This window comes from Burkholderia sp. 28_3 (assembly GCF_003253915.1).
GTDB lineage: Bacteria > Pseudomonadota > Gammaproteobacteria > Burkholderiales > Burkholderiaceae > Burkholderia > Burkholderia cenocepacia.
Genome location: NZ_QKZF01000003.1, coordinates 215,934 through 236,244 on the forward strand (window position 1 = coordinate 215,934; position 20,311 = coordinate 236,244).

Annotated in this window: 24 protein-coding genes; 16 read left to right on the forward strand and 8 right to left on the reverse strand. The window is 68.0% G+C overall.

The window, feature by feature from the left end:
- The first annotated feature begins 39 nt into the window (after positions 1–39).
- From DFS13_RS08965 to DFS13_RS08985, 5 genes are all read left to right on the forward strand, one after another.
- Positions 40–1,119, forward strand: a complete 1,080-nt coding sequence (locus DFS13_RS08965) for an ABC transporter ATP-binding protein (RefSeq protein WP_060211466.1) — start codon at positions 40–42, stop codon at positions 1,117–1,119.
- A gap of 49 nt (positions 1,120–1,168) precedes the next feature.
- The gene (locus tag DFS13_RS08970; RefSeq protein ID WP_006483578.1) at positions 1,169–2,050 is read left to right on the forward strand and encodes an ABC transporter permease; all 882 of its coding nucleotides are present in this window, start codon (positions 1,169–1,171) and stop codon (positions 2,048–2,050) included.
- Entirely contained in the window at positions 2,050–2,973 is a 924-nt protein-coding gene (locus DFS13_RS08975) for an ABC transporter permease (RefSeq protein WP_058901471.1), read from the forward strand. Before DFS13_RS08970 ends, DFS13_RS08975 begins: the two co-directional genes overlap by 1 nt.
- A 121-nt stretch (positions 2,974–3,094) precedes the next feature.
- Positions 3,095–3,532, forward strand: a complete 438-nt coding sequence (locus tag DFS13_RS08980; RefSeq protein WP_006497262.1) for a hypothetical protein — start codon at positions 3,095–3,097, stop codon at positions 3,530–3,532.
- 217 nt (positions 3,533–3,749) lie between these two features.
- On the forward strand, positions 3,750–3,962 hold the full coding sequence (locus DFS13_RS08985) for a hypothetical protein (RefSeq protein ID WP_006497261.1): 213 nt from the start codon (positions 3,750–3,752) through the stop codon (positions 3,960–3,962).
- Positions 3,963–4,163: 201 nt separating this feature from the next.
- On the opposite strand, the gene DFS13_RS08990 is transcribed toward DFS13_RS08985, so the two are convergent.
- A complete protein-coding gene (locus DFS13_RS08990; RefSeq protein ID WP_058901472.1) occupies positions 4,164–5,129 on the reverse strand; it encodes a D-2-hydroxyacid dehydrogenase in 966 nt (321 codons plus the stop codon).
- Between the two features lie 258 nt (positions 5,130–5,387).
- Here DFS13_RS08990 and DFS13_RS08995 point away from each other — a divergent pair, with 258 nt between their 5' ends.
- The 5 genes from DFS13_RS08995 (at position 5,388) to DFS13_RS09015 (ending at position 10,006) form a co-directional block, all read left to right on the forward strand.
- Positions 5,388–6,578, forward strand: coding sequence for a CaiB/BaiF CoA-transferase family protein (locus tag DFS13_RS08995; protein WP_059723760.1), 1,191 nt, complete (start codon positions 5,388–5,390; stop codon positions 6,576–6,578).
- Between the two features lie 21 nt (positions 6,579–6,599).
- Complete coding sequence (locus DFS13_RS09000; RefSeq protein WP_111441655.1) at positions 6,600–7,568, forward strand: hydroxymethylglutaryl-CoA lyase; 969 nt, start codon at positions 6,600–6,602, stop codon at positions 7,566–7,568.
- Positions 7,569–7,602: 34 nt separating this feature from the next.
- The gene (locus DFS13_RS09005) at positions 7,603–7,986 is read left to right on the forward strand and encodes a VOC family protein (RefSeq protein WP_006497257.1); all 384 of its coding nucleotides are present in this window, start codon (positions 7,603–7,605) and stop codon (positions 7,984–7,986) included.
- 203 nt (positions 7,987–8,189) lie between these two features.
- A complete protein-coding gene (locus tag DFS13_RS09010) occupies positions 8,190–9,017 on the forward strand; it encodes an alpha/beta hydrolase (RefSeq protein WP_069352072.1) in 828 nt (275 codons plus the stop codon).
- A 95-nt stretch (positions 9,018–9,112) separates the two neighbouring features.
- Positions 9,113–10,006, forward strand: a complete 894-nt coding sequence (locus tag DFS13_RS09015; protein WP_006483569.1) for a LysR family transcriptional regulator — start codon at positions 9,113–9,115, stop codon at positions 10,004–10,006.
- 60 nt (positions 10,007–10,066) lie between these two features.
- Here DFS13_RS09015 and DFS13_RS09020 read toward each other — a convergent pair whose 3' ends face one another.
- Positions 10,067–11,530 (reverse strand): MFS transporter, encoded by a 1,464-nt coding sequence (locus tag DFS13_RS09020; protein ID WP_048986529.1) that lies wholly within the window; start codon positions 11,528–11,530, stop codon positions 10,067–10,069.
- A 780-nt stretch (positions 11,531–12,310) separates the two neighbouring features.
- On the opposite strand from DFS13_RS09020, the gene DFS13_RS09035 reads away from it, so the two are divergent.
- Both DFS13_RS09035 and DFS13_RS09040 read left to right on the forward strand, forming a co-directional pair.
- Entirely contained in the window at positions 12,311–13,180 is an 870-nt protein-coding gene (locus DFS13_RS09035; protein ID WP_048986528.1) for an RNA ligase family protein, read from the forward strand.
- 41 nt (positions 13,181–13,221) lie between these two features.
- Positions 13,222–14,355 carry an AAA family ATPase gene (locus DFS13_RS09040; protein WP_111441656.1) on the forward strand — a complete coding sequence of 378 codons (1,134 nt, stop codon included), beginning with the start codon at positions 13,222–13,224 and terminating at the stop codon, positions 14,353–14,355.
- Between the two features lie 62 nt (positions 14,356–14,417).
- Here DFS13_RS09040 and DFS13_RS09045 read toward each other — a convergent pair whose 3' ends face one another.
- Complete coding sequence (locus DFS13_RS09045; RefSeq protein ID WP_062910628.1) at positions 14,418–15,101, reverse strand: hypothetical protein; 684 nt, start codon at positions 15,099–15,101, stop codon at positions 14,418–14,420.
- Between the two features lie 12 nt (positions 15,102–15,113).
- A complete protein-coding gene (locus DFS13_RS09050; protein ID WP_230204645.1) occupies positions 15,114–15,776 on the reverse strand; it encodes a 5-formyltetrahydrofolate cyclo-ligase in 663 nt (220 codons plus the stop codon).
- 156 nt (positions 15,777–15,932) lie between these two features.
- Between DFS13_RS09050 and DFS13_RS09055 the strand changes: the two genes are divergently transcribed.
- The 4 genes from DFS13_RS09055 (at position 15,933) to DFS13_RS09065 (ending at position 18,215) form a co-directional block, all read left to right on the forward strand.
- Positions 15,933–17,036 carry a nitronate monooxygenase family protein gene (locus DFS13_RS09055; RefSeq protein ID WP_111441657.1) on the forward strand — a complete coding sequence of 368 codons (1,104 nt, stop codon included), beginning with the start codon at positions 15,933–15,935 and terminating at the stop codon, positions 17,034–17,036.
- Between the two features lie 115 nt (positions 17,037–17,151).
- Entirely contained in the window at positions 17,152–17,523 is a 372-nt protein-coding gene (locus DFS13_RS09060; RefSeq protein WP_006482256.1) for a GFA family protein, read from the forward strand.
- Entirely contained in the window at positions 17,520–17,648 is a 129-nt protein-coding gene (locus DFS13_RS40795; protein WP_006497248.1) for a hypothetical protein, read from the forward strand. The genes DFS13_RS09060 and DFS13_RS40795 overlap by 4 nt, the downstream gene beginning before the upstream one ends.
- Before the next feature lie 111 nt (positions 17,649–17,759).
- Positions 17,760–18,215 (forward strand): MarR family winged helix-turn-helix transcriptional regulator, encoded by a 456-nt coding sequence (locus DFS13_RS09065; protein ID WP_006482257.1) that lies wholly within the window; start codon positions 17,760–17,762, stop codon positions 18,213–18,215.
- A 52-nt stretch (positions 18,216–18,267) separates the two neighbouring features.
- Here the strand turns inward: DFS13_RS09065 and DFS13_RS09070 are convergent, their stop codons facing one another.
- From DFS13_RS09070 to DFS13_RS09085, 4 genes are all read right to left on the reverse strand, one after another.
- The gene (locus tag DFS13_RS09070) at positions 18,268–18,984 is read right to left on the reverse strand and encodes a GNAT family N-acetyltransferase (RefSeq protein WP_111441658.1); all 717 of its coding nucleotides are present in this window, start codon (positions 18,982–18,984) and stop codon (positions 18,268–18,270) included.
- Between the two features lie 168 nt (positions 18,985–19,152).
- Entirely contained in the window at positions 19,153–19,482 is a 330-nt protein-coding gene (locus DFS13_RS09075; protein ID WP_006493913.1) for a DUF4148 domain-containing protein, read from the reverse strand.
- A gap of 73 nt (positions 19,483–19,555) precedes the next feature.
- Positions 19,556–19,882 carry a DUF4148 domain-containing protein gene (locus DFS13_RS09080; RefSeq protein WP_034178614.1) on the reverse strand — a complete coding sequence of 109 codons (327 nt, stop codon included), beginning with the start codon at positions 19,880–19,882 and terminating at the stop codon, positions 19,556–19,558.
- 63 nt (positions 19,883–19,945) lie between these two features.
- Positions 19,946–20,272: a DUF4148 domain-containing protein gene (locus DFS13_RS09085; protein ID WP_034201757.1), complete on the reverse strand. Its 327-nt coding sequence runs from the start codon at positions 20,270–20,272 to the stop codon at positions 19,946–19,948.
- Between the last annotated feature and the right edge of the window lie 39 nt (positions 20,273–20,311).

The window sequence follows — 20,311 nt, forward strand, 5'->3', positions numbered from 1 at the left end:
GGCGGGCGCCGCGGCGCCCGCGTCGATGGAGTTCGCGCAATGAAGCACAGTTTCGAACGGTTGCGGCTCGACGGTGTATGCCGCAGTTTCACCAATACGGAAGGCGCGCAGGTCGCCGCGCTGAACGGGCTCGACCTCGAGATCCGGCGCGGCGAGTTCATCGCGCTGCTCGGCCCGTCGGGCTGCGGCAAATCGACCGCGCTGAACTGCATCGCCGGGCTGCAGCCGCTCACGCGCGGCGGCATCTGGCTCGACGACGTGCGCATCGACGTGCTGCCGCCCGAGCGGCGTGGTTTCGGGATGGTGTTCCAGAACTACGCGTTGTTTCCGCACATGTCGGTGCTCGACAACGTCGGCTTCGGCCTCAAGATGCGCGGCGTGCCGAAGCAGGAAACGCGGCGGCGCGCGCAGCAGGCGCTCGAGCTGGTGCAACTCGTCGGCCACGAGGGCAAGCTGCCCGGGCAATTGTCGGGCGGGCAGCAGCAGCGTGTCGCGATCGCGCGTGCGATCGTGATCGAGCCGCCGCTCGTGCTGATGGACGAGCCGTTGTCGAACCTCGACACGAAACTGCGCATCGAGATGCGCGCGGAGATCCGCCGCATCCACACGCAGCTCGAACGCGCGACGATCTACGTGACGCACGACCAGGACGAGGCGCTGTCGATGGCCGACCGCATCGTCGTGATGAAGGAGGGCGTCGTGCAGCAGGTCGCGTCGCCGAAGGACGTCTACACGCGCCCGCACAACCTGCATGTCGCGCGCTTCATGGGCTATCGCAACGTGCTGCCGTTTACGCTCGCAGGAATGGCTGGCGATTACGTGAACGTCACGTCGGGCGGCGTGCGCCTCACCGGTGTGCCGATGGCCGGCTTCGACGCGAAGGAGGTCGTGGTCGCGCTGCGTCCGGACGACATCGAGCGCGCGGAAGCCGGTGCCGACAACACGTTCGACGCGACCGTCGAGACGGTCGAATACGGCGGCCGCGACTCGCTGATCCGCGCGATCACGCCGTTCGGTGCGGTCTGGGCCCGTATGGCCGGCGAGTTCACGGAAGGTGAACCGCTGCGGCTGCGCGTCGCGCCGGCGCGCACGCTGGTCTATGCGGGAGACGTCCGATGACCGGGTTGCGCCAACCGGCATGCGCGGCGACGTCGCGCCCGGAGGCCGCATGAGCACGCTCGCGACCGGCGGCGCGCCGCGCGACGCGAAAGCCTGGCTCGTCACGCCGGCGCTCGCGTTCATCGCCGCGCTGTTCATCTATCCGTTCGCGTACGGCCTCGTGCTGTCGTTCCAGCCGACGAACGCGACGAACGGCGGCGGCGCGCTCGCGAACTACGTGCAGTTCTTCACCGACACCGCGATGTGGCCGACCGTGCTCGTCACGCTGAAGCTCGCGGTGCCGGCGACGCTGCTCAACGTCGGCATCGCGGTGCCCGTCGCGTTCGCGCTGCGCCGCAATTCGCCGTACCAGAAATTCGTCACGACGCTGCTCGTGATTCCCGTCACGCTCGGCACGGTGCTCGTCGCGGACGGGATGCTCACGTATTTCGGGCCGAACGGCTGGTTCCCGCAGGCGCTGCAGGGGCTGCACCTGTACACCGACGAAGTGCGCCTCACGCACAACTACTGGGGCGTGCTGCTGTCGCTGATCGTGTCGGGTTTTCCGTTCGCGTTCCTGCTGATGCTGTCGTACATCAGCGGCATCGACCCGACGCTCGCGCGCGCGGCCGCGACGCTCGGCGCGAACCCGTGGCAGCAGTTCCGGCAGATCTACCTGCCGCTGCTCGTGCCGGGGCTCACGATGGCCGCGTGCCTGTCGTTCGTGCAGGCGTTCTCGGTGTTTCCGTCGGCCGTGCTGCTCGGCGCGCCCGCCGGGCCGACCCGCGTGATCTCGATCGCGGCCGCCGAAGCCGCGTTCGAAAGCTACGACTATTCGCTCGCGTCGGCGATCGCGATCGTGATGGGTTTCGTGCAGTTGCTGGTGGTCGCGTCGATGCTCGGCGCGCGCCGCTTCTTCTATACGGGCGCGGTGACGGGAGGCAAGGGCTGATGGCGACCGACAATCATGCCGCTCGCACGTGGCCGCCGAAACACGATGCGCCGGACGCGCGGCCCGTCGACACCGGAAAACCGCAGCGGATGAGCAACCACCTTGCCGGCCGCGCATGGAAGGCGCTCGTCTGGGGGCTGATGGCGTTCTTCCTGCTGAACGTGATGCTGCTGATCGCGACCGTCGCGGTGAACTCGGTCGCGACGCGCTGGTTCGGCACGCCGTTGCCGCAGGGCTTCACGCTGCGCTGGTATGCGAAGGCGTGGGAAGACTTCCAGCTCGCGAGCGTGCTGTGGGTGACCGTCGAGGTCGTCGGCGCGGTCGTGCTGCTGTCGATCGCGCTCGGCGTGCCGGCCGCGTATGCGCTTGCGCGCGTGCAGTTCCGCGGCAAGCGCTTCGCGCTGCTGGTGTTCCTGCTGCCGCTGATGGTGCCGCCCGTCACGTACGGGATTCCGATGGCGACCGTGATGTACAAGATCGGACTCGCGGGCACGCTGCCGGGCGTGATCCTCGCGAACCTCGTGCCGGCGCTGCCGTTCGTGATCCTCGTGATGACGCCGTTCATCGAGCAGATCGATCCGAACCTCGAAGCCGCCGCGCGCATCTTCGGCGCGAACACGTGGCGCTATTTCCGCTACGTGCTGCTGCCGCTGCTGGTGCCCGGCATGCTCGCGGCCGGGCTGCTCGTGCTGGTGCGCACGATCGGGATGTTCGAGCTGACGTTCTTCACCGCGGGCCCGAGCACGCAGACGCTCGTCGTCGCGCTGTATTACGCGGTGTTCTCGACCGGCGTGCGCGCGCCGCAGTCGATCGACGCGATGGCGATGATCTACATGGCCATCACGCTCGTATGGGTCGTGATCGCGCTGCAGTTCGTCAGTCCGACGCAACTCGTGAGCCGCGTGAAGCAGGAGCGGCAGTAGGCGAGGGCGTCGCACGATCGCGCCGGGCCGCCGGGCAGCGTGCAATTGGTTACAAATGGATACCGCGCACGACCCGGGGACGTTGCAGACTACGCGGCGTTCACCCGATCGACGGATATCCATGAAGTTTCATACGCTGCTGACACTCGCCGGCGCCTCGACGCTGCTGGCCGCCTGTAACCTGCTTCACGACGGCCCCGGATCGAGCGACGTCGACGCCGCCGTGCGCCGCGCGCTCGAAGCGGAAAACCACGGCGGCCTGAACGCGCTGTTCGGCCAGCCGCTGCCCGTATCGGCCGACGTCGTGTCGGCGAAACCCGACGGCGACTGCAAGAAGCTCGGCGATCGCACGTATTCGTGCGACGTCGTGGTCACGTGGCGCAACGCCGATTACTCGCCGTCGCGCGCGAACCTGACCTTCGTGAAGGCGGCCGACGGTTCGTGGCAGACGTCGGGCGTCGACGCGGCGCTCGTGACGGGTACCGCGAAGTCGCTGATCGACCATATCGGCAAGGCGTGGCCCGGCAACGCGGCGAGCGGTGCGTCGGCGTCGGAGTGACGTGACGCAGCGGGCCGGTAACGCGCCGGCGGCAAGCCGCTTTCTCGTCCTCGAGCAGCCCGCCTCGGCCTTGCCGGCCGCCCCGGCCGCATGTCCTGAAAAAAGGGCGCAATCTTCGGTTCCATCTCGTTTGAACGCATCCTCGGTATGCGGGCAGGGTTATAGGGAAAACCCTTATCTCAAGGTATAATTACGGGCTGAGAGAAAGGTCCACATCATGCCTGAACGTTTCCAAACCCTTGAAAAATTTGTGTTTTCCCTCGTCGTGATGTCCGCCGTCGTGTGCTCGGCCTTCCTTGCGTACGAGCGTCACCCCGAGATCAAGATCGCGCTGCACGAAGGCGAAGCGCTGATGCGCGAGAGCGCGAAGTACTCGGTCATCTGCTCGCCGTCCAAGGTCGATCCTTGCGTCGAGATGTCCGCTTACTGAGCGTGCTTTCCGCTTTTCGGACCTGCGCGACATCACTGCCGGTCTGAATACCCTGAAGTCGTCTCGTCACGTATTCGGAAACCCGCAGCAAGACAGCGCGAATGCACGAACCCGTTACGTGCCGAGTCGCTGGCGTGAGCAGCCCCGCATCCTGTCGGCCCCGCTTCGAGCAATCGAGCGGGGCCGTTCCGTTCGTACGTGTCACACGACGTGCCGCGGCTCGCCGTCGACGAACGCGGCGACGTTGTCGACCAGCTGATCGGCCAGCGCCTGCATCGCCTCGTCGCTCGCCCACGCGACGTGCGGCGTCAGGATGAACGCCGGATGCGACAGGATCGCGTGAAACGGATGCGCGGCCGGCAGCGGCTCCTGCGTGACCACGTCGAACCCCGCGCCCGCGATCTGCCCCGACTGCAATGCGTCGACGAGCGCGCTTTCGTCCACGAGCCCGCCGCGCGCGGTATTGATCAGCAGCGGCCGGCGCGCCATCCGCGCGAATGCGTGCGCGTCGATCAGGTGCCGTGTCGCGGGCGTGAGCGGGCAGTGTAGCGTGATCACGTCGCTGTCGCGCAGCAGCGTGTCGAGCGGTACATGACCGTCACCCGCTGCGTCGCCGTGCGCCGCGAACAGCACCCGCATGTCGAGCGCACGCGCGATGGCGGCCACCGCGCGCCCGAGTACGCCGTCGCCGACGATCCCGAGCGTCGACCCGGCCAGGTCGCGAATCGGATGATCGAAGAAGCAGAACTGTCCGCTGTCGAGCCAGCGCCCGGCGCGCACCGCGTCGCGGTAAGCGACGAGGCTGCGGCGCAGCGCGAAGATCAGCGCGAACGTGTGCTCGGGCACCGTGCGCACCGCATAGCCGCGAATATGGCTCACGACGATCCCGCGCGACGCACACGTATCGAGATCGACGATGTCGGTGCCGGTCGCCGCGATCGCGATCATCCGCAACTGCCGCGCGCCGGCGAGGGCCGCCGCGTCGAGCCGTACCTTGTTGGTCACGACGATGTCCGCGTCGCGGATGCGCGCCGCGACTTCGTGCGCGGCCGTCCGGTCGAACGTCTGCCATGCGTGCGGAAACGGAAACGGCTTCAGCACCGTCTGCGGCGACAGCGTCGCGCGGTCGAGGAACACGATCTTCGCGGGAAAGGAAACGGAAAACATGGCGGGTCTCGCTGGCAGGCGCCGGTGGCGCGGAACGGCATCGATTGTGCCGGCGGCGCGCGCGCCGTCGTTTGACCGTTGCGCGAGCGCGCTTTCCCGCCAGGAAAGGCGGACGCCTCGCACATGGCCGCCGCCGTGCTCGCGCCAACGCGCACCTTTCCGTTTCGGAAAGGCGGGTTGACCATCGATCGATTTTCGCCGGGCGCGAACGCGGTCATGATCGCCGTCATCGACAACACGATTTCATCGGAGACAGTCATGACACGCCCCCTGGACGGCATCCGCGTGCTGGAGCTTGGCCAACTGATCGCCGGGCCGTTCGCGGGCCGGATGCTCGCCGAATTCGGCGCGGACGTCATCAAGGTCGAGCCGCCCGGCGTCGGCGATCCGCTGCGCAAATGGCGGCTGCTGCACGACGGCACGTCGGTCTGGTGGGCCGCGCAGTCGCGCAACAAAACCTCGCTCACGCTCGACCTGCGCACGCCCGAAGGGCAGGACGTCGTGCGCCGCCTCGTCGCCGACACCGACGTGCTGATCGAAAACTTCCGGCCCGGCACGCTCGAAGGCTGGGGGCTCGGCTGGGACGCGCTGTCCGCGATCAACCCGGGGCTCGTGATGCTGCGCGTGTCGGGCTTCGGGCAGACGGGCCCGTATCGCGACCGCCCCGGCTTCGGCGTGATCGCCGAGGCGATGGGCGGGCTGCGCCACCTGACCGGCGAGCCGGGCCGCACGCCGGTGCGCGTCGGCATCTCGCTCGGCGATTCGCTGTCGGCACTGCACGGCGTGATCGGCGTGCTGCTCGCGTTGCGCCATCGCGAGCAGCAGGGCGGCAAGGGGCAGGTCGTCGACGTCGCGCTGTACGAATCGGTGTTCAACCTGATGGAAAGCCTGCTGCCCGAATATGCGGCGTTCGGCGCGGTGCGCGAGCCGGCCGGCAGCAGCCTGCCGGGCATCGCGCCGACCAACGCGTACCGTTGCCGCGATGGCAAGTACGCGCTGATCGCCGGCAACGGCGACAGCATCTTCCGGCGCCTGATGGAACTGATCGGCCGCCCCGATCTCGGCCACGATCCGGCGCTCGCGCACAACGACGGACGCGTCGCGCAGGTGGCGCGCATCGATGCGGCGATCGGCGAGTGGAGCGCCCGCCACGACCTCGACGACGTGCTCGCCGCGCTGAACGACGCGCGCATTCCGTCCGGACGCATCTACGACGTGGCCGACATCGCGGCCGATCCGCACTACCGCGCGCGCGACATGATCGTCGACGCCGCGCTGCCCGACGGCACGCCGGTGCTGGTGCCGGGCATCGTGCCGAAACTCGACGCGACGCCCGGACGCATCGAGCGGCCGGCGCCCGCGCTCGGCGCGGATACCGACGCGGTACTCGAATCGCTCGGCATCGACGCGGCGACGCGCGACGACTGGCGCACGCGCGGCGTGATCTGAAACGGCCACCGGAACGAAGACATGAACCTGCATCCGCACCGACTCCATCTCCACGAAGTCGCGACCCGCGACGGTTTCCAGAACGAAGCGGCATTCGTCGACACCGACGACAAGATCGCGCTCGTCGACGCGCTGAGCGCATGCGGCTACGCGAAGATCGAGGTCACGTCGTTCACGTCGCCGAAGGCGATTCCCGCGCTGCGCGACGCGGAAGCCGTGATGCATGGCATCGCGCGCGCACCGGGCGTCGTCTATACGGTGCTCGTGCCGAACGTGCGCGGCGCCGAGCGCGCGCTGTCGTGCGGTGTCGACGAGGTGAACCTCGTGATGTCGATGAGCGAGAGCCACAACCGCGCGAACCTGCGGATGACGCGCGAGCAGTCGTTCGCGCAATTGCGCGACGTGATCGACGCCGTGCGCGGCACGGGTGTCGCGATCAACGTGTCGCTGTCGACCGCGATGGGCTGCCCGATGGAAGGCGACGTGCCGGCCGAAACGGTGCTCGCGTGGATGCAGCGCTTCGCGGAGCTCGGCGTGCACGGCTTCACGCTGTGCGACACGACCGGCATGGCGTTCCCGTCGCAGGTGCGCGATTTGTCCCGCCGCGCACGCGAGCGCTTCGGCGCGCTGCAGCTCACGCTGCACTTCCACAACACGCGCGGGATGGCGCTCGCGAACACGCTGGCGGCGCTCGACGCCGGCATCGACCGCTTCGACGCGTCGCTCGGCGGGCTCGGCGGCTGCCCGTACGCGCCGGGTGCGACCGGCAACGCGTGCACCGAGGAACTGGTGCACATGCTCGAGCTCGACGGCTACGATACGGGCATCGACCTCGCGGCTGTGCTCGCCGCGTCGGCACGGCTGCCCGCGCTGATCGGGCACGACGTGCCGAGCCAGATCCTGAAGGCCGGCCGCCGCTCGGACCTTCATCCGCCGCCGTGCGCCGGCGCCGGCGCCGGCGACATGCCCGCGCAACGCGCTTTCTCGTGAATCGTGAACCACCACAGGAACAGGAGCGAATTCCATGGCGCTGATTGACCACCTCGATCATCTCGTGCTGACCTGCGTCGATCCGGAACGGACCCGGCATTTCTACACCGAGGTGCTGCAGATGCAGCTCGAAACCTTCGGCGCGGGCCGGCTCGCGTTCCGGTTCGGCAACCAGAAGATCAACCTGCACGTGCGCGGCGCGGAGTTCGAGCCGAAAGCGCATGTGCCGGTGCCCGGCGCGCTCGATCTGTGCTTCATCGCGTCGGTGCCGCTCGACGACGTGATCGCGCACCTGCGGCGCGTCGACTGGCCGATCGTCGAAGGGCCCGTCGAACGCACGGGCGCGACGCAGAAGATCCGTTCGATCTACGTGCGCGATCCCGACCTGAACCTGATCGAAATCTCCGAGCCGATCTGACCTGCCGGATGCGGTTGCGCGCATGCCGCCATATTCGTTCGCCGAAAGCGGACAGGCACGCGCCGCGCCCGCCGATTCCGGATAGCCGCGCGCGGCCGCGCTGCGGATAATGGCGCAACGGCGTCGGCCTGGCCGCCGCCTTCGCCGCGCGCTCGGGACGACCGTGCCGCGCGCATCCGCAACCCGATCCAGGCACTTCCCGAATGACGATCCTCTATCGCGGCATGGACCGCGCGGCGCTCGACGCCGCGTACCTGAACACGAAGGCCGTTCCCGATTTCCCCGCATTGCTCGCGTCATGCCAGGCGCGCAGTGCGGCGCTGTACGCAGCGACGCCCGGCCGCCGCGACCTGCGTTACGGCGCGCAACCCACGCAGCGTTTCGACTGGCTGCCGTGCGGGCAGCCCGACGCGCCGCTGTTCGTGTTCATCCACGGCGGCTACTGGCAGCACTGCACGAAAGAGGATTTCGCGTATGCGGCGAGCGGGCCGCTCGCGCGCGGCTACGACGTCGTGCTCGCCGAATACACGCTCGCGCCGGTCGCGACGATGACCGATATCGTCGGCGAGATCGGCGCGCTGCTCGACCATCTCGCGGCCGACCGCGACGGCCTCGCCATCGCGGGGCGGCCGATCCATCTGAGCGGCCATTCGGCGGGCGGCCATCTGACGGCGATGCATCGCGCGCACCCGGCCGTGGCGTCGGCGCTTGCGATCAGCCCGCTCGTCGATCTCGAACCGATCGCACTGTGCTGCCTGAACGACAAGCTGCAACTCACCGCGCACGAAGTCGACGCATACAGTCCGCTGCATCACATCGGGCCCGGCGCCCCGACCGTCGTGGCGGTCGGCGAGGCCGAACTGCCCGAACTCGTCCGGCAGGCAGACGAATACGCGACGGCGTGCGAAGCCGCCGGCGAGCGGATCGCCCGCACGTGGCTGCCCGGCATGCAGCACTTCGCGGTGCTCGACGATCTCGCGACACCCGACGGCGCGATGCTCGCCGCATTGCACGCCATCGCGCCGCGTTAGCCGCGCCGTATCGCATGCGCACGGCCGGGCGTATGATCGGCGTCAGGCCGGCGCGATGACGGCGTCCCCCGCACGGCCTTCCAGGATTCCACGACATGGTGAACCCGCTTCATTTCGATCTGCAGTCGCTGCGCGTGTTCGCGCTCGTCGCCGAGCACGGCAGCCTGACGAAGGCGGCCGAACACGGCCAGCTCACGCTGTCCGCGGTCAGCAAGCGCATCGCCGAACTCGAAAGCGTGACCGGCAGCGCGCTGTTCGTCCGGCATGCGCGCGGCGTCGAGCTGACGCCCGCGGGCCGGGCACTGCTCGATCATGCGGCGAAGGTGATCGAGCAGGTCAACCGGATGGCGCACGAGATGAGCGACTACGTCGCCGGCGTGCGCGGCCATATCCACGTCTGGACCAACACGTCCGCGATCGTCCAGTTCCTGCCCGCCGATCTCGCCGCGTTCCTCACCGACAACCCCGGCATCAAGGTCAGCCTCGAGGAGCGGCTGAGCCACGAGATCGTCGACGCGCTCGCGTCGGGCAAGGCCGATCTCGGCGTATTCGCGGACAACGTGCCGGCGCCCGGCATCGAACGGCGGCTCTACCGGCGCGACGAGCTCGTGCTGCTCGTGCCGCGCACGCACCGGTTCGCCGCGCGCGACGGCATCCGCTTCGCGGATACGCTCGACGAGGACTACGTGGGCTTGAGCGACGGCAGCTCGCTGCTCGCGCGCATGACCGACGCCGCGTTCGCGGCCGAGCGCTCGCTGAAGCTGCGGATCCAGGTATCGAATTTCGACGGTGTGAGCCGGATGATCGAGGCGGGGCTCGGCATCGGCGTGTTGCCGCGCGATGCGGTGACCGGCGAACGCGCGGCGCGGCTCGGTGTCGTGAAGCTCGACGACGCGTGGGCGACGCGCACGCTGTGGGTCGGCGTGAAAGCCGGCACCGTGCTGACGACCGACGTCGCGAAGCTGTTCGATTTCATGTCGGCGCGGTGAATGCATGAAACGGCGACGCACGGGGGCACGCCTTCGAGCGCCCCCGTGCCGGTCGCCGCGTCAAACCGGATTGATGTCGTCCTGGCTGCGCCGCGTGGTCAGCGGTCCGAGCACGCGCAGCGTGACGGCGACGATGCCAAGCGCGACCGAGATCACGCCGAACATCGCGCCCGCGCCGTAGTGGCCGAGCACCGGCAGCAGCACGAACGGCAGCGCGCCGCTGACGATGCGCGACAGCGCATAGGTACTGCCGATCGCCGTCGAGCGCACGCGCGCCGGGAAGATCTCGGCCTGGTACACGTGATACGCGTTGCTGAACACGTTCGACGCGCACGTCGTCAGGAATCCGAAGCCAACGATCAGCACGGTATTGCCCGAATACGCGAAGCACAGCCCGAACACCGCGATCGACAGGATCGACACGATCACGAGCGTGCGGCGCTCGATCCAGTTGAGCAGCGGAATCGACAGCAGCGAACCGATCGGGTAACCGATGAACGACAGCGCGATGAACAGCGTGCTGTCCGTCACGTCGAAACCGCGGCTTTTCACGACCGTGCCGGCCAGCGTACCGAATCCGTAATAGCCGAAGCCCTGGAGCAGGTGAAAGATCGCCAGCATCACGTAGCGCGCGCCGTACGGTTGGCGGCGCAGCAGCGCGATGCGCTCGCCGAGCCCGAGCGGCCGCTGCGGCTCGACCGGTGCCGCGAAGTGTTCGGGCACGCGCACGCCGGCGCTATCCGCGAAACGCCGCAGCGCCGCGTGCGCGTCGGCCGTGCGGCCTTGCGCGAGCAGCCAGCGCGGGCTTTCCGGCAGCCGGTGCTGAACGAACAGCACGTACACGGCGCCGAGGCTGCCGATCGCGAGGATGATGCGCCACCCGGCGACGCCCGCCACCTGCAGCGGGTTCAGCCACAGCGCGAGAAAGCCGACGAGCGGCACCGCGACATACGAAGTCGTGTAGGCCCACGCCGCGAGCCGCCCGCGCTTGTCCTTCGGCAGGATTTCGGACAGGAAGCTGTCGGCGACCGGATAGATCGCGCCGACGCCGATGCCCGTCAGGAACCGGCACGCGACGAGCATGTCGGCGTTCACCGAAAACGCACCGACCAGCGAGAACGCGCTGTACCACCCGAGCGTGAGCAGGAACGCCTTGCGCCGGCCGATACGGTCGGCCAGGCTGCCGAGGCACATCGCGCCGACGAACATGCCGATGAACGCGGACGCCAGCAATAGCTTGAAATCGGCGCTTTGCCGGCTCAGCCCGTATTCGTGCTGCAACGCGGAGCCGATCGTACTGACGAGAAAGATCTCGTACATGTCGAAGAACAGCCCGATGCCGATCACCCAGACGACGAACCGGTGCAGCGCACCGACCGGCAGATCGTCCATGAAATCGCCGAGCGTGACGCGGCGGCCGGGAAGGGCCGCTGCATCGGCGCCGGCGCCTGCTGAAGCGGCCGGCGGCCGCGCGGATTCAGGTCCGCCGGCATGGCCGTCGAGGTCGAGGGATTGGCTGTTCATCGTGTCTCCTGATTATCGATATGCCGGGGCGCGGGGCCCGGCCGTTCGCGACCGGCGTCACGCGCCGGCCGCGCGACGCGACGGCACGCATCGCCGGACTCGTGCAAGCGCCGGTCATGCCGGCTGCGCCGATCGTCCGACACATGGTGGGCAAATCGGCGGCACGTGATAATTGCGGATGTTTCAAGCGTCCTTTCCTGAGCAGAAAGGGTCGGGCGGCCGCGGCAGACCGTGTTCGCCCGGCAGGCCGTTGCAGCCTGCGTGGCGGGCGGGGGCGTATCGAAAACGATGGGCCCCCCGGGCCATCCTGCGGGCCGGGAAAACCATGACGTCGGTTGCGTGGCCGCCGCAGCAAGCGAACGGCACGATGCCGGCGATCGCTTCGGCACCCGATGTGGCGAAAAACATACACATAGGATTCCGGATCATTCATGCATCGATCACGCGTGCGGCGCGTCGCAGCAGGCGCTCAACGCGTTCGAAAGGCCGTAACCGACTCGTCCGGTCGTGCTTGACACCGCCGGAACCGTTTCGTAGCATCCGCCTGCTTTATCCCTGAACCCTCATCGAATCGGTGATCCAAGTGCCCGCAATCATTCGTCCCTTCGCCTGATACGCCGACGACTGCCATCCCGGCCGCGTCGTCCTGCCCGGTTCCGCTCGCGCCATCGCGCCGGAACGGTGATCGCAGGGCCGCGGCCGGACTCGCACTGACACCGCAACGCACTCCTGTCCGTTCGTTCACGTCGTCGGCTTTTTCCCTGTTTCCGGAGAAAGACCATGACGCTGGATTTTCGCGCCTACGCGCAATCGCTCGACCTTGCACGCTACCCGCGCACGCCGCACCTTGAAGGTTCGCGCCTGCAGGATGGCGACGAAGGTCACGACCACGTTCCCTATCGCGCCCTCGCGGGCGCGCACCTCGTCGTCGAGGAAAAGCTCGACGGTGCGAACACGGGCATCAGCTTCAGCCCGGCAGGCGAACTGCTGTTGCAGTCGCGCGGCCACTATCTGGCCGGCGGCGGCCGCGAGCGGCAGTTCGGCTTCGTGAAGACGTGGGCGGCGGCCCATGCCGGCTGGCTGCTCGAGCGCCTCGGCGATCGCTACGTGATGTACGGCGAGACGATGAGCAAGAAGCACGCGGTGTTCTACGACGCGTTGCCGCATCATTTTTTCGAATTCGACGTGTTCGACCGCGCGACCGGCCGCTTCCTGTCGACGCCTGCGCGGCGCGCGCTGCTCGCCGACGGCCCCGTACTGTCGGTGCCCGTGCTGTACGAGGGCGTGGCGCCGGCGCGGCTCGCGGACCTCAAGGCGCTGCTCGGCCCGTCGCTCGCAAAAACGCCGGACTGGCGTCGCGCGTTCGAGCACACCGTGCGACGGCAGGGGCTCGACCTCGCGCGCGCGTGGCAGCAGTGCGACAAGTCGGAGCAGTCCGAAGGGCTCTACGTGAAGATCGAGACCGACGACACGACGACCGCGCGCCTGAAGTGGGTGCGCCACGATTTCGTGCAGGCGATTCTCGATTCCGCGCGCCATCACTCGGAGCAGCCGTTCATCCCGAACCTGCTCGCGCCGGGTGTCGACCTGTATGCACCGCGTCCGACGGTGACGTGGGGGCCGAGCCCGGCTGCGCATCCGAACCAATGAATGCGAAGCGGCCGCCTGCCGCTTCGACAGGAGTCTCGATCATGAAGTACGAACATCTGCAGGCGCTCGTGCCTGCGCCCGGCCGGCAGCCGGACTATCGCGCATGCCTCGCGGCGTTCCCCGCGCTGGAACACGCGAAAACCACCCCGCAGGAGCCCGCGCATCACGGCGAAGGCGACGTGTGGACGCATACGATGATGGTGATCGATACATTGCTCGCGCTGCCCGGTTATCGGACGGCGTCGCGCGCCGATCAGGAAATCGTGTTCCTGGCCGCGCTGCTGCACGACATCGCCAAGTCGAGCACGACGGCCGTCGATCCCGTCACCGGTGCGATCGGTCATCCCGGCCACTCGCGCAAAGGGGCGATCGACGCGCGTATCGCGCTGTGGGATGCCGGCGTGCCGTTCGCGGTGCGCGAGGCCATCTGCCGGATGATCGCCGTGCACCAGGTGCCGTTCTTCGCGATGAGCGGCTCGCGCCGCGGCACGCCCGAGTTCATCGCGCGCGAGCTGTCGTGGCAGGTCAGCCTGCCGCTGTTGTGCCTGCTCGCCGAAGCCGACATTCGCGGGCGCATCTGCAACGACACGCAGCGTGTGCTCGACAATATCGAGCTGTGGCGCGAACTGGCGCGGGAGGACGGCTGTTACGGCCAGCCGCGTGCATTCGCCGACGCGCATACCGCACTCAGCTACTTCCGCGGCGCGGACGTGCATCCCGACTATCCGCTGTTTCGCACGCCGGGCTCGCCGGTCGTCGTGATGGCGGGCCTGCCGGCATCGGGCAAGAACACGTGGGTCGCGCGGCATCATCCGGATCTGCCGGTCGTGTCGTTCGACGATGCGCGCGATGCGTTGGGACTGCGTCACGGTCGCAACGAGGGCGCGGTCGCGCACCATGCGGTCGATGCAGCGAAGGCGTTGTTGCGCGACCGGCGGCCGTTCGTGTGGAATGCGACGAACCTGTCGCCGCTGATGCGCAAGAAGACGCTCGACCTGCTGTATGCATACGGCGCCGACGTGACGCTCGTGTACCTCGAACGGCCGCGCGCCGAACTGTTGCGCCGCAATGCGCGGCGCGACACGTCGCTGACGAACCGGGCGCTCGAGGCGATGCTGCTGCGCTGGGATCTGCCGCTGCCGACCGAAGCGCATGCGGTACGCTACGAAGTCTGACGGGCGATGTCGTCGTGCACGCCGGTACGCCGCCTGTCATCGCGGCGTACCGGCGGCGCACCTCATTTCAGTTCCGGATTCTGCTGCGTCGCGCACGCGCGCAGCGCGGCCACGCGCTCGCTGTCGCCGAGCTTCTCGAACAGATCGGCCATCTCCATCTGCGCGACCGGATCGCCTTCACGCGCCGCGCGCCAGCGCAACGACGCGATCATCCCCCTCACGCGTTCGCCGGGCGTTTCGCCGTCGTAGCCCGACATCGCCTGCATCACGTCCGCGAGCTTGTTGTATCCGGCCGGTACATGATGCGCGAGCAGCCACGCGACCGCCGGCTGCGCGCCTTCCCAATCCTCGTCCTCTAGCGAACTGTTGACGAGTCGCGCCGCCGCGCGCCACGCGCCGAGCGACGCGGCTTTCGCGTACGCTTTGTCGGCATCGCGACCGCGCGACGACGGCGCCGCGTCGAACGCCGCCTGCGCAGCGGCCGACGGCGGCGGCACCGCGAGCTTCGTGCAGCGGAACGCGCCGTCATCGGGCGCGTTGCCGGGCAGACGGGCCCAGCGCAGTTGGTCCTTCAGCGCGCGATCGAGCGTCGGCCGCACGTCGCTTTCCTTCATCGACGCGAATACCCAGGAAGTGCGCACCTGGCGGGCGGCGTCCCAGTCGTCGTCGGCCACGGCGTGTTGCGCGAATGCCAGGCAAGCGGCCGCGCAGCCGATCCGGAGCAGTTGTCGTGCAGGGGATGTCATCGTGGATTCCCCTCAGCTCGCGATGACGATGAAGGCCGTCAACGCAATCGGGAACAGTGCGAGGCCAAGCAGGCCCAGCGCGCCGTCCGCCGCCATCGTGATCGGCGACAGGGCGAGCTTGGCGCCCTTGCCGAGTACCGATGGCCGCTCGATGACCTTGACGTCATACTCGTGATTGAACGCCTGCGGGAGTGACGACGGCGTGACGTCGTTCGGCTGGTAGCGCTTGCCGCTGATCGTACCGCTCTCCGTCAACTGGTGGCGCTGGTCCTTGAAACCGTCCGCGAGCGCACGCTCGCGAAGCTCGGAGCCGGGAGGCGCATCCTCGCGCGCAAGCCGCAGCACGTAACGCCCGGAGATCGTATCGCCGTGCGTCTCGAAATCGTCGAAGTCGGTATACAACTTGGGACGGTAGGGTGCCGTGAGGTTGACGGCGAGGGCCGGCGGCACATCGAAAATGTAGTGATACTGCTTGCCGATCACGACGAGCTTTTTCCCGTCCGCGCTGATCAGGAACGCCGAGAGCGTTTCCCGGTATTCAGGGTCCTTCATCAGGCGATGGGTGACGGGCCCCAGGTCGGCGCTGGAACAGCCGGCCAGCATGCCGGACGCCGCCACGGCGGGCAGCGCGAGAAATGTTCTTCTTTTCATGGATGGTGTAATGGTGTTGTTCATTATTCGGCCAAACCGCATGAATGTCGGGTGAAGCGTTCGACGAACGCTGCACGGTGACGGCCTTGGACGCGGTTTCGCCGTCCGCTATTCTAGGGATGAAACCGGCAATGCGATACGTGCGGCCGGCATTTCGGCTGCCACCAGGAGACCAGCACCATGCATCAACCGACCGACCGCCGGGCAACCCTGTTGCGCACGCTCGGCATCCGCGCGCCGATCGTGCAGGCGCCGATGGCCGGCGTCAGCACGCCGGCGCTGGCCGCCGCCGTCTCGAACGCGGGCGGGCTCGGCTCGCTCGGCGTCGGCGCAACCGATTCCGACGGCGCACGCAAGATGATCCGCGACACGCGCGCGCTCACCGGCCGGCCGTTCAACATCAACGTGTTCTGCCACCGTCCGGCGCAAGCCGACGCGGCCGTCGAGCGCGCGTGGCTCGACTGGCTCGCCCCCGCGTTCCGCGCGTATGGCGCGACGCCGCCTGCATCGCTGTCGGAGATCTACACGAGCTTCGTCGCGGACCACGCGATGCAGGCGATGCTCGTCGAGGAAAAGCCGGCGGTCGTCAGCTTCCATTTCGGGTTGCCGTCCGCTGACGTGATCGCCGCGCTCAAGCGCGCGGGCATCACGCTGTTCGCCACGGCGACGAATCTCGACGAAGCCCGCCAAGTTGCCGCCGCCGGCATCGACGCGATCGTCGCGCAGGGCATCGAAGCCGGCGGGCATCGCGGCGTGTTCGATTCGACCGCGCACGACGATCGCCTCGGCACGTTCGCGCTGACGCGCCTGATCGTGCGCGAATGCGCGCTGCCGGTGATCGCCGCCGGCGGCATCATGGACGGCGCGGGCATTGCCGCCGCGCTCGCGCTCGGCGCGCAGGCCGCGCAGCTCGGCACCGCGTTCGTCGCGTGCCCGGAGACGTCGATCGACGACGGCTACCGCCGCGCGATCCTCGGCGAGGCGGCGCACCGCACCACGTTCACGCGCGCGATCTCGGGCCGCGTCGCGCGCGGCATCGCGAACCGGCTGACCGCGCTCGGCGACGACCCGCGCGCGCCGGCCACGCCCGCGTATCCGATCGCCTACGATGCGGGCAAGGCGCTGCATGCGGCCGCGAAAGCGCAGGGCGAATTCGGTTACGGCGCGCAATGGGCGGGGCAGGCGGCGCCGCTGGTCCGCGCGCTGCCGGCGGCCGAGCTGTTCGCGGCGCTCGAACGCGAAACGCGGGCGGCAATCGAGCGGATGCAGCACGTGCTGGACTGACCGCCTGCCGCGGATGTGCAATGTTCTGTATCCGCGCCGCGCGCGGATACAGTGCGATACAACGCCCGCGCGCGGCTTCGCTATAAAGCAGGCATGACCTCTTTCGGAGCCCGTTATGTCTGCCACCTGGTTCAAAGGGTCCTGCCATTGCGGGGCCGTCAAGTTCGAAGTCACGGCGGCCATTGCGCCGGCCGTCCGCTGCAACTGCAGCCTGTGCCGCCGGCGCGGCGCGCTGATGAGCCCGATGTTCGCCGCCGCCAACCTGACGATCGTCGAAGGCGAGGGCGCGCTGACCTGCTATCAGTTCAACACGCACACGGCCCGTCACTATTTCTGCAGCCGGTGCGGCGTCTATCCGTTCCACCAGACCCGCAAGGACCCGGCATGCTGGCGCGTCAATCTCGGCTGCCTCGACGGCGTCGATCCCTATGCGCTCGACGCGACGATCGCCGATGGGGCGAGCCTCTCGGTCGTGGAGGACGCATGAAACGCTGGCTGATGATCCTGCTGTTTGCCGCAGGCGGGCTCGCGACCGAAATCGCGCATCCGGTGCAGTGCACGTTGCTGTCGGTCAGCCGTCAGCCAACCCGCAAGCGCCGCGAGCCGGGCTGATCGAGCGCGGCGCGCGTCAGCCGATCGAGACCGATTATCATGCTTCCGATAAGATCGCATGCGATATATAATGCGGTTGTCTGCGACCGTTCGCGTCGCTGGAGGAAGTCCATGAAACCGACCGAAACCCCGTCGCCCGCCGCGCCGAAGCTGTCCGAGTTCCTGTGCTTTGCGATCTACTCGGCGAACCTTGCGTTCGGCAAGGCGTACAAGCCGATCCTCGACGAGCTCGGCCTCACGTATACGCAGTACATCACGATCATTGCGCTGTGGGAGCAGGACAACCAGACCGTCGGCCAGCTCGGCGAGAAGCTGTTCCTCGAATCCAACACGCTGACGCCGATCCTGAAAAAGCTCGAGGCAATGGGCTACCTGGAGCGGCACCGTGATCCGTCCGACGAACGCCAGGTGCTCGTCAGCCTGACGAAAAGCGGCCGCCGCGTGCGCGAGAAGGGGCTCGACATGAACCTCGTCGAAGCCACCGGGCTGAAGCCGGACGAATTCGCGAAGGTGCAGAAGGCGATCGTCACGTTGCGCGGCAACCTGATCCGGTCGACCGAAGCATAAGAACGCTCAGGCCTGGCCAACGGCCGGCGCGGGAATCGCGCCGGCTGCGTTGTCACGTGTGCGCGTCGCCCAGCACCAGCAGGTGCATCTCGCGACGGACGACGAAACCGAGCGCGAGATAGCGCTCGATCGCCACCTGGTTCGTCGTGAGGACGTGCAGGAACGGCGTCTCCGCACGCGCGCCGATCGTCGCGATCAATGACCGGACCAACCGCGCGGCCAGCCCTTGCCGCCGAAACGCGGCGTCCACGCAGACGGCGCTGATCTCGGTATACCCATCGACCTGCATCCGCTGGCCGGCCATCGCGGCCAGCCGGCCTTCGCTGCGCACGCCGATGTAGTGGCCAAGCTCGAACGTGCGCGGGCCGAACGGGCCCGGCTGCGCGGCGGCGGTCAGCGCGAGCATGTCCGGCACGTCGGCTGCGCCGAGCGGAACGGGTTCCGCTTCGTGCGCCGCGTCCAAGGTTCCTTGCCAGGTCATTTGAAGCAACGTCGCGCGCCGGATCGCCGACAGGCTCGCCGGCGCCTCGATCTCGTCCGGCGTGACGAGCGCCGCCGGCCCGTGTGTGGCGATCAGCTCGCACAGCGCGTCGAACGACGCCGGGCTCGTGTCGTCGATCGCGGCAAACGGCGCGATGGCCGTCGGGAACCGCCGCGCGCGACCCTCGCCAAGCGCAAAGCGGCGCTGCCTGCCCGTGAGCGCATGCCAGACGACCCGGTCGAGCACGTGCGCATCGGCTGTCGCGTTTCCGGTCATGGCGTCCGGCATCGGCGGCTCCTTGGTGGAAGATGGGGAGCCGCACAGAATAATCCCGGACAGGGCGAACGGGTAGCGCTGGCGATACGGTCCGGGACAATACCAATAAAAAAGCGCACGCGATTACATCGCATGCGCTTTATATGGCGGAAGTCGGCGAGCGAATTCGCCGTACCGCGCTCAATGGCCGAAATAGATCGAGCGCTCGGCGGTGCGCACCGTGTTGCGGCTGCCGGACTGCGTGGCGCCGCCGGCATCGCTGCCGTAACCGGCTGCCTGCGTGTCGGCCGCGACGGCACCGTGGTCGCGAATCCGGTTCAGCGCCGCCTGGATATTGTCCGGATAGTTCGGATCGTTGGGACGATTCGGCTGGTAGCCGGCTTGCTGCAGCGCGGCCAGTTCCGCACGCACCTGCGCACGCGTGACGGTGCTTTCACTTGCAAAAGCCGGCGCGGCGACGGCGGCCGACACGGCAACGAGAACGGTGGCAATCAGTTGGGTCTTCATCATTTACCTCGACAGGATTCGGGAATTCGGGAGTTGTGCACCACACGCCGACTATCGGCGTCGTTCGCGCGTTCGTTCAATGACCGAAGTAGATCGAGCGTTCGGCGATTCGCGTCGCCGGCCGGCTGCCCGACTGCGTAACAGCGGCGGCATCGCTGCCGTAGCCGGATGCCGACGTATCGGCCGCCACCGCGGGACTCGCGTGAATGCGCGTCAATGCGGCCTGCAGATCGTCCGGGTAGTGCGGATCGTTCGCGCGGCCCGGCCGATAACCGGCTTGTGCCAACTGGACGAGCTCGGCGCGTACCTGGGCGCGGGACACGACGGCTTCGTCGGCGAACGCCGGTGCGGCGGCGGAAGCGGAAACGGCAACGAGAAGGGCAGCGATCAGGCGGGTTTTCATCATGCACCTCGACAAAATGGAATCAGCGATAAAGGGAATCAGGTTCACGTACCGTGCGGGCGCTCAGTGACCGAAGTACACCGAGCGCTCGGCCACGCTGGCGACGTGCCGGCGGCCGGATTGCGTCGCGGTGTCGCCGTTGCCGCCGTAGCCGGCCGCCGGTGCGTTGGCCGCGACGGCATCGTCGGCGCGGATCTGCGTCAGCGCGGCTTGCAGATCGTTCGGGTAAGTCGCGTCGGTCGCGCGGTTCAGCGGATAGCCGACGTGTTGAAGCTGCGCGAGTTCGGCGCGTACCTGCGCACGCGTCACGGTGGCTTCATTGGCAAACGCCGGAGCGGCAACGGCAGACGAAACAGCAACGAGAAGGGCAGCGATCAGTTGGACTTTCATTTTTTTCACCTCGATGGAGAAGGAATCGGGAATTCGGGA

What these genes read in the sequence shown, in the direction of transcription:
- DFS13_RS09010 (WP_069352072.1), top strand. Translation starts at nt 8,190, where the DNA reads ATGACGATCCTCTATCGCGGCATGGACCGCGCGGCGCTCGACGCCGCG.
- DFS13_RS09060 (WP_006482256.1), top strand. Translation starts at nt 17,152, where the DNA reads ATGTCTGCCACCTGGTTCAAAGGGTCCTGCCATTGCGGGGCCGTCAAG.
- DFS13_RS08965 (WP_060211466.1), top strand. Translation starts at nt 40, where the DNA reads ATGAAGCACAGTTTCGAACGGTTGCGGCTCGACGGTGTATGCCGCAGT.
- DFS13_RS09055 (WP_111441657.1), top strand. Translation starts at nt 15,933, where the DNA reads ATGCATCAACCGACCGACCGCCGGGCAACCCTGTTGCGCACGCTCGGC.
- DFS13_RS09000 (WP_111441655.1), top strand. Translation starts at nt 6,600, where the DNA reads ATGAACCTGCATCCGCACCGACTCCATCTCCACGAAGTCGCGACCCGC.
- DFS13_RS40795 (WP_006497248.1), top strand. Translation starts at nt 17,520, where the DNA reads ATGAAACGCTGGCTGATGATCCTGCTGTTTGCCGCAGGCGGGCTCGCG.
- DFS13_RS09065 (WP_006482257.1), top strand. Translation starts at nt 17,760, where the DNA reads ATGAAACCGACCGAAACCCCGTCGCCCGCCGCGCCGAAGCTGTCCGAG.
- DFS13_RS08975 (WP_058901471.1), top strand. Translation starts at nt 2,050, where the DNA reads ATGGCGACCGACAATCATGCCGCTCGCACGTGGCCGCCGAAACACGAT.
- DFS13_RS08995 (WP_059723760.1), top strand. Translation starts at nt 5,388, where the DNA reads ATGACACGCCCCCTGGACGGCATCCGCGTGCTGGAGCTTGGCCAACTG.
- DFS13_RS09080 (WP_034178614.1), bottom strand. Translation starts at nt 19,882, where the DNA reads ATGAAAACCCGCCTGATCGCTGCCCTTCTCGTTGCCGTTTCCGCTTCC.
- DFS13_RS09015 (WP_006483569.1), top strand. Translation starts at nt 9,113, where the DNA reads ATGGTGAACCCGCTTCATTTCGATCTGCAGTCGCTGCGCGTGTTCGCG.
- DFS13_RS09005 (WP_006497257.1), top strand. Translation starts at nt 7,603, where the DNA reads ATGGCGCTGATTGACCACCTCGATCATCTCGTGCTGACCTGCGTCGAT.
- DFS13_RS09035 (WP_048986528.1), top strand. Translation starts at nt 12,311, where the DNA reads ATGACGCTGGATTTTCGCGCCTACGCGCAATCGCTCGACCTTGCACGC.
- DFS13_RS09070 (WP_111441658.1), bottom strand. Translation starts at nt 18,984, where the DNA reads ATGCCGGACGCCATGACCGGAAACGCGACAGCCGATGCGCACGTGCTC.
- DFS13_RS09085 (WP_034201757.1), bottom strand. Translation starts at nt 20,272, where the DNA reads ATGAAAGTCCAACTGATCGCTGCCCTTCTCGTTGCTGTTTCGTCTGCC.
- DFS13_RS08980 (WP_006497262.1), top strand. Translation starts at nt 3,095, where the DNA reads ATGAAGTTTCATACGCTGCTGACACTCGCCGGCGCCTCGACGCTGCTG.
- DFS13_RS08970 (WP_006483578.1), top strand. Translation starts at nt 1,169, where the DNA reads ATGAGCACGCTCGCGACCGGCGGCGCGCCGCGCGACGCGAAAGCCTGG.
- DFS13_RS09045 (WP_062910628.1), bottom strand. Translation starts at nt 15,101, where the DNA reads ATGACATCCCCTGCACGACAACTGCTCCGGATCGGCTGCGCGGCCGCT.
- DFS13_RS08985 (WP_006497261.1), top strand. Translation starts at nt 3,750, where the DNA reads ATGCCTGAACGTTTCCAAACCCTTGAAAAATTTGTGTTTTCCCTCGTC.
- DFS13_RS09020 (WP_048986529.1), bottom strand. Translation starts at nt 11,530, where the DNA reads ATGAACAGCCAATCCCTCGACCTCGACGGCCATGCCGGCGGACCTGAA.
- DFS13_RS09075 (WP_006493913.1), bottom strand. Translation starts at nt 19,482, where the DNA reads ATGATGAAGACCCAACTGATTGCCACCGTTCTCGTTGCCGTGTCGGCC.
- DFS13_RS09040 (WP_111441656.1), top strand. Translation starts at nt 13,222, where the DNA reads ATGAAGTACGAACATCTGCAGGCGCTCGTGCCTGCGCCCGGCCGGCAG.
- DFS13_RS09050 (WP_230204645.1), bottom strand. Translation starts at nt 15,776, where the DNA reads ATGAACAACACCATTACACCATCCATGAAAAGAAGAACATTTCTCGCG.
- DFS13_RS08990 (WP_058901472.1), bottom strand. Translation starts at nt 5,129, where the DNA reads ATGTTTTCCGTTTCCTTTCCCGCGAAGATCGTGTTCCTCGACCGCGCG.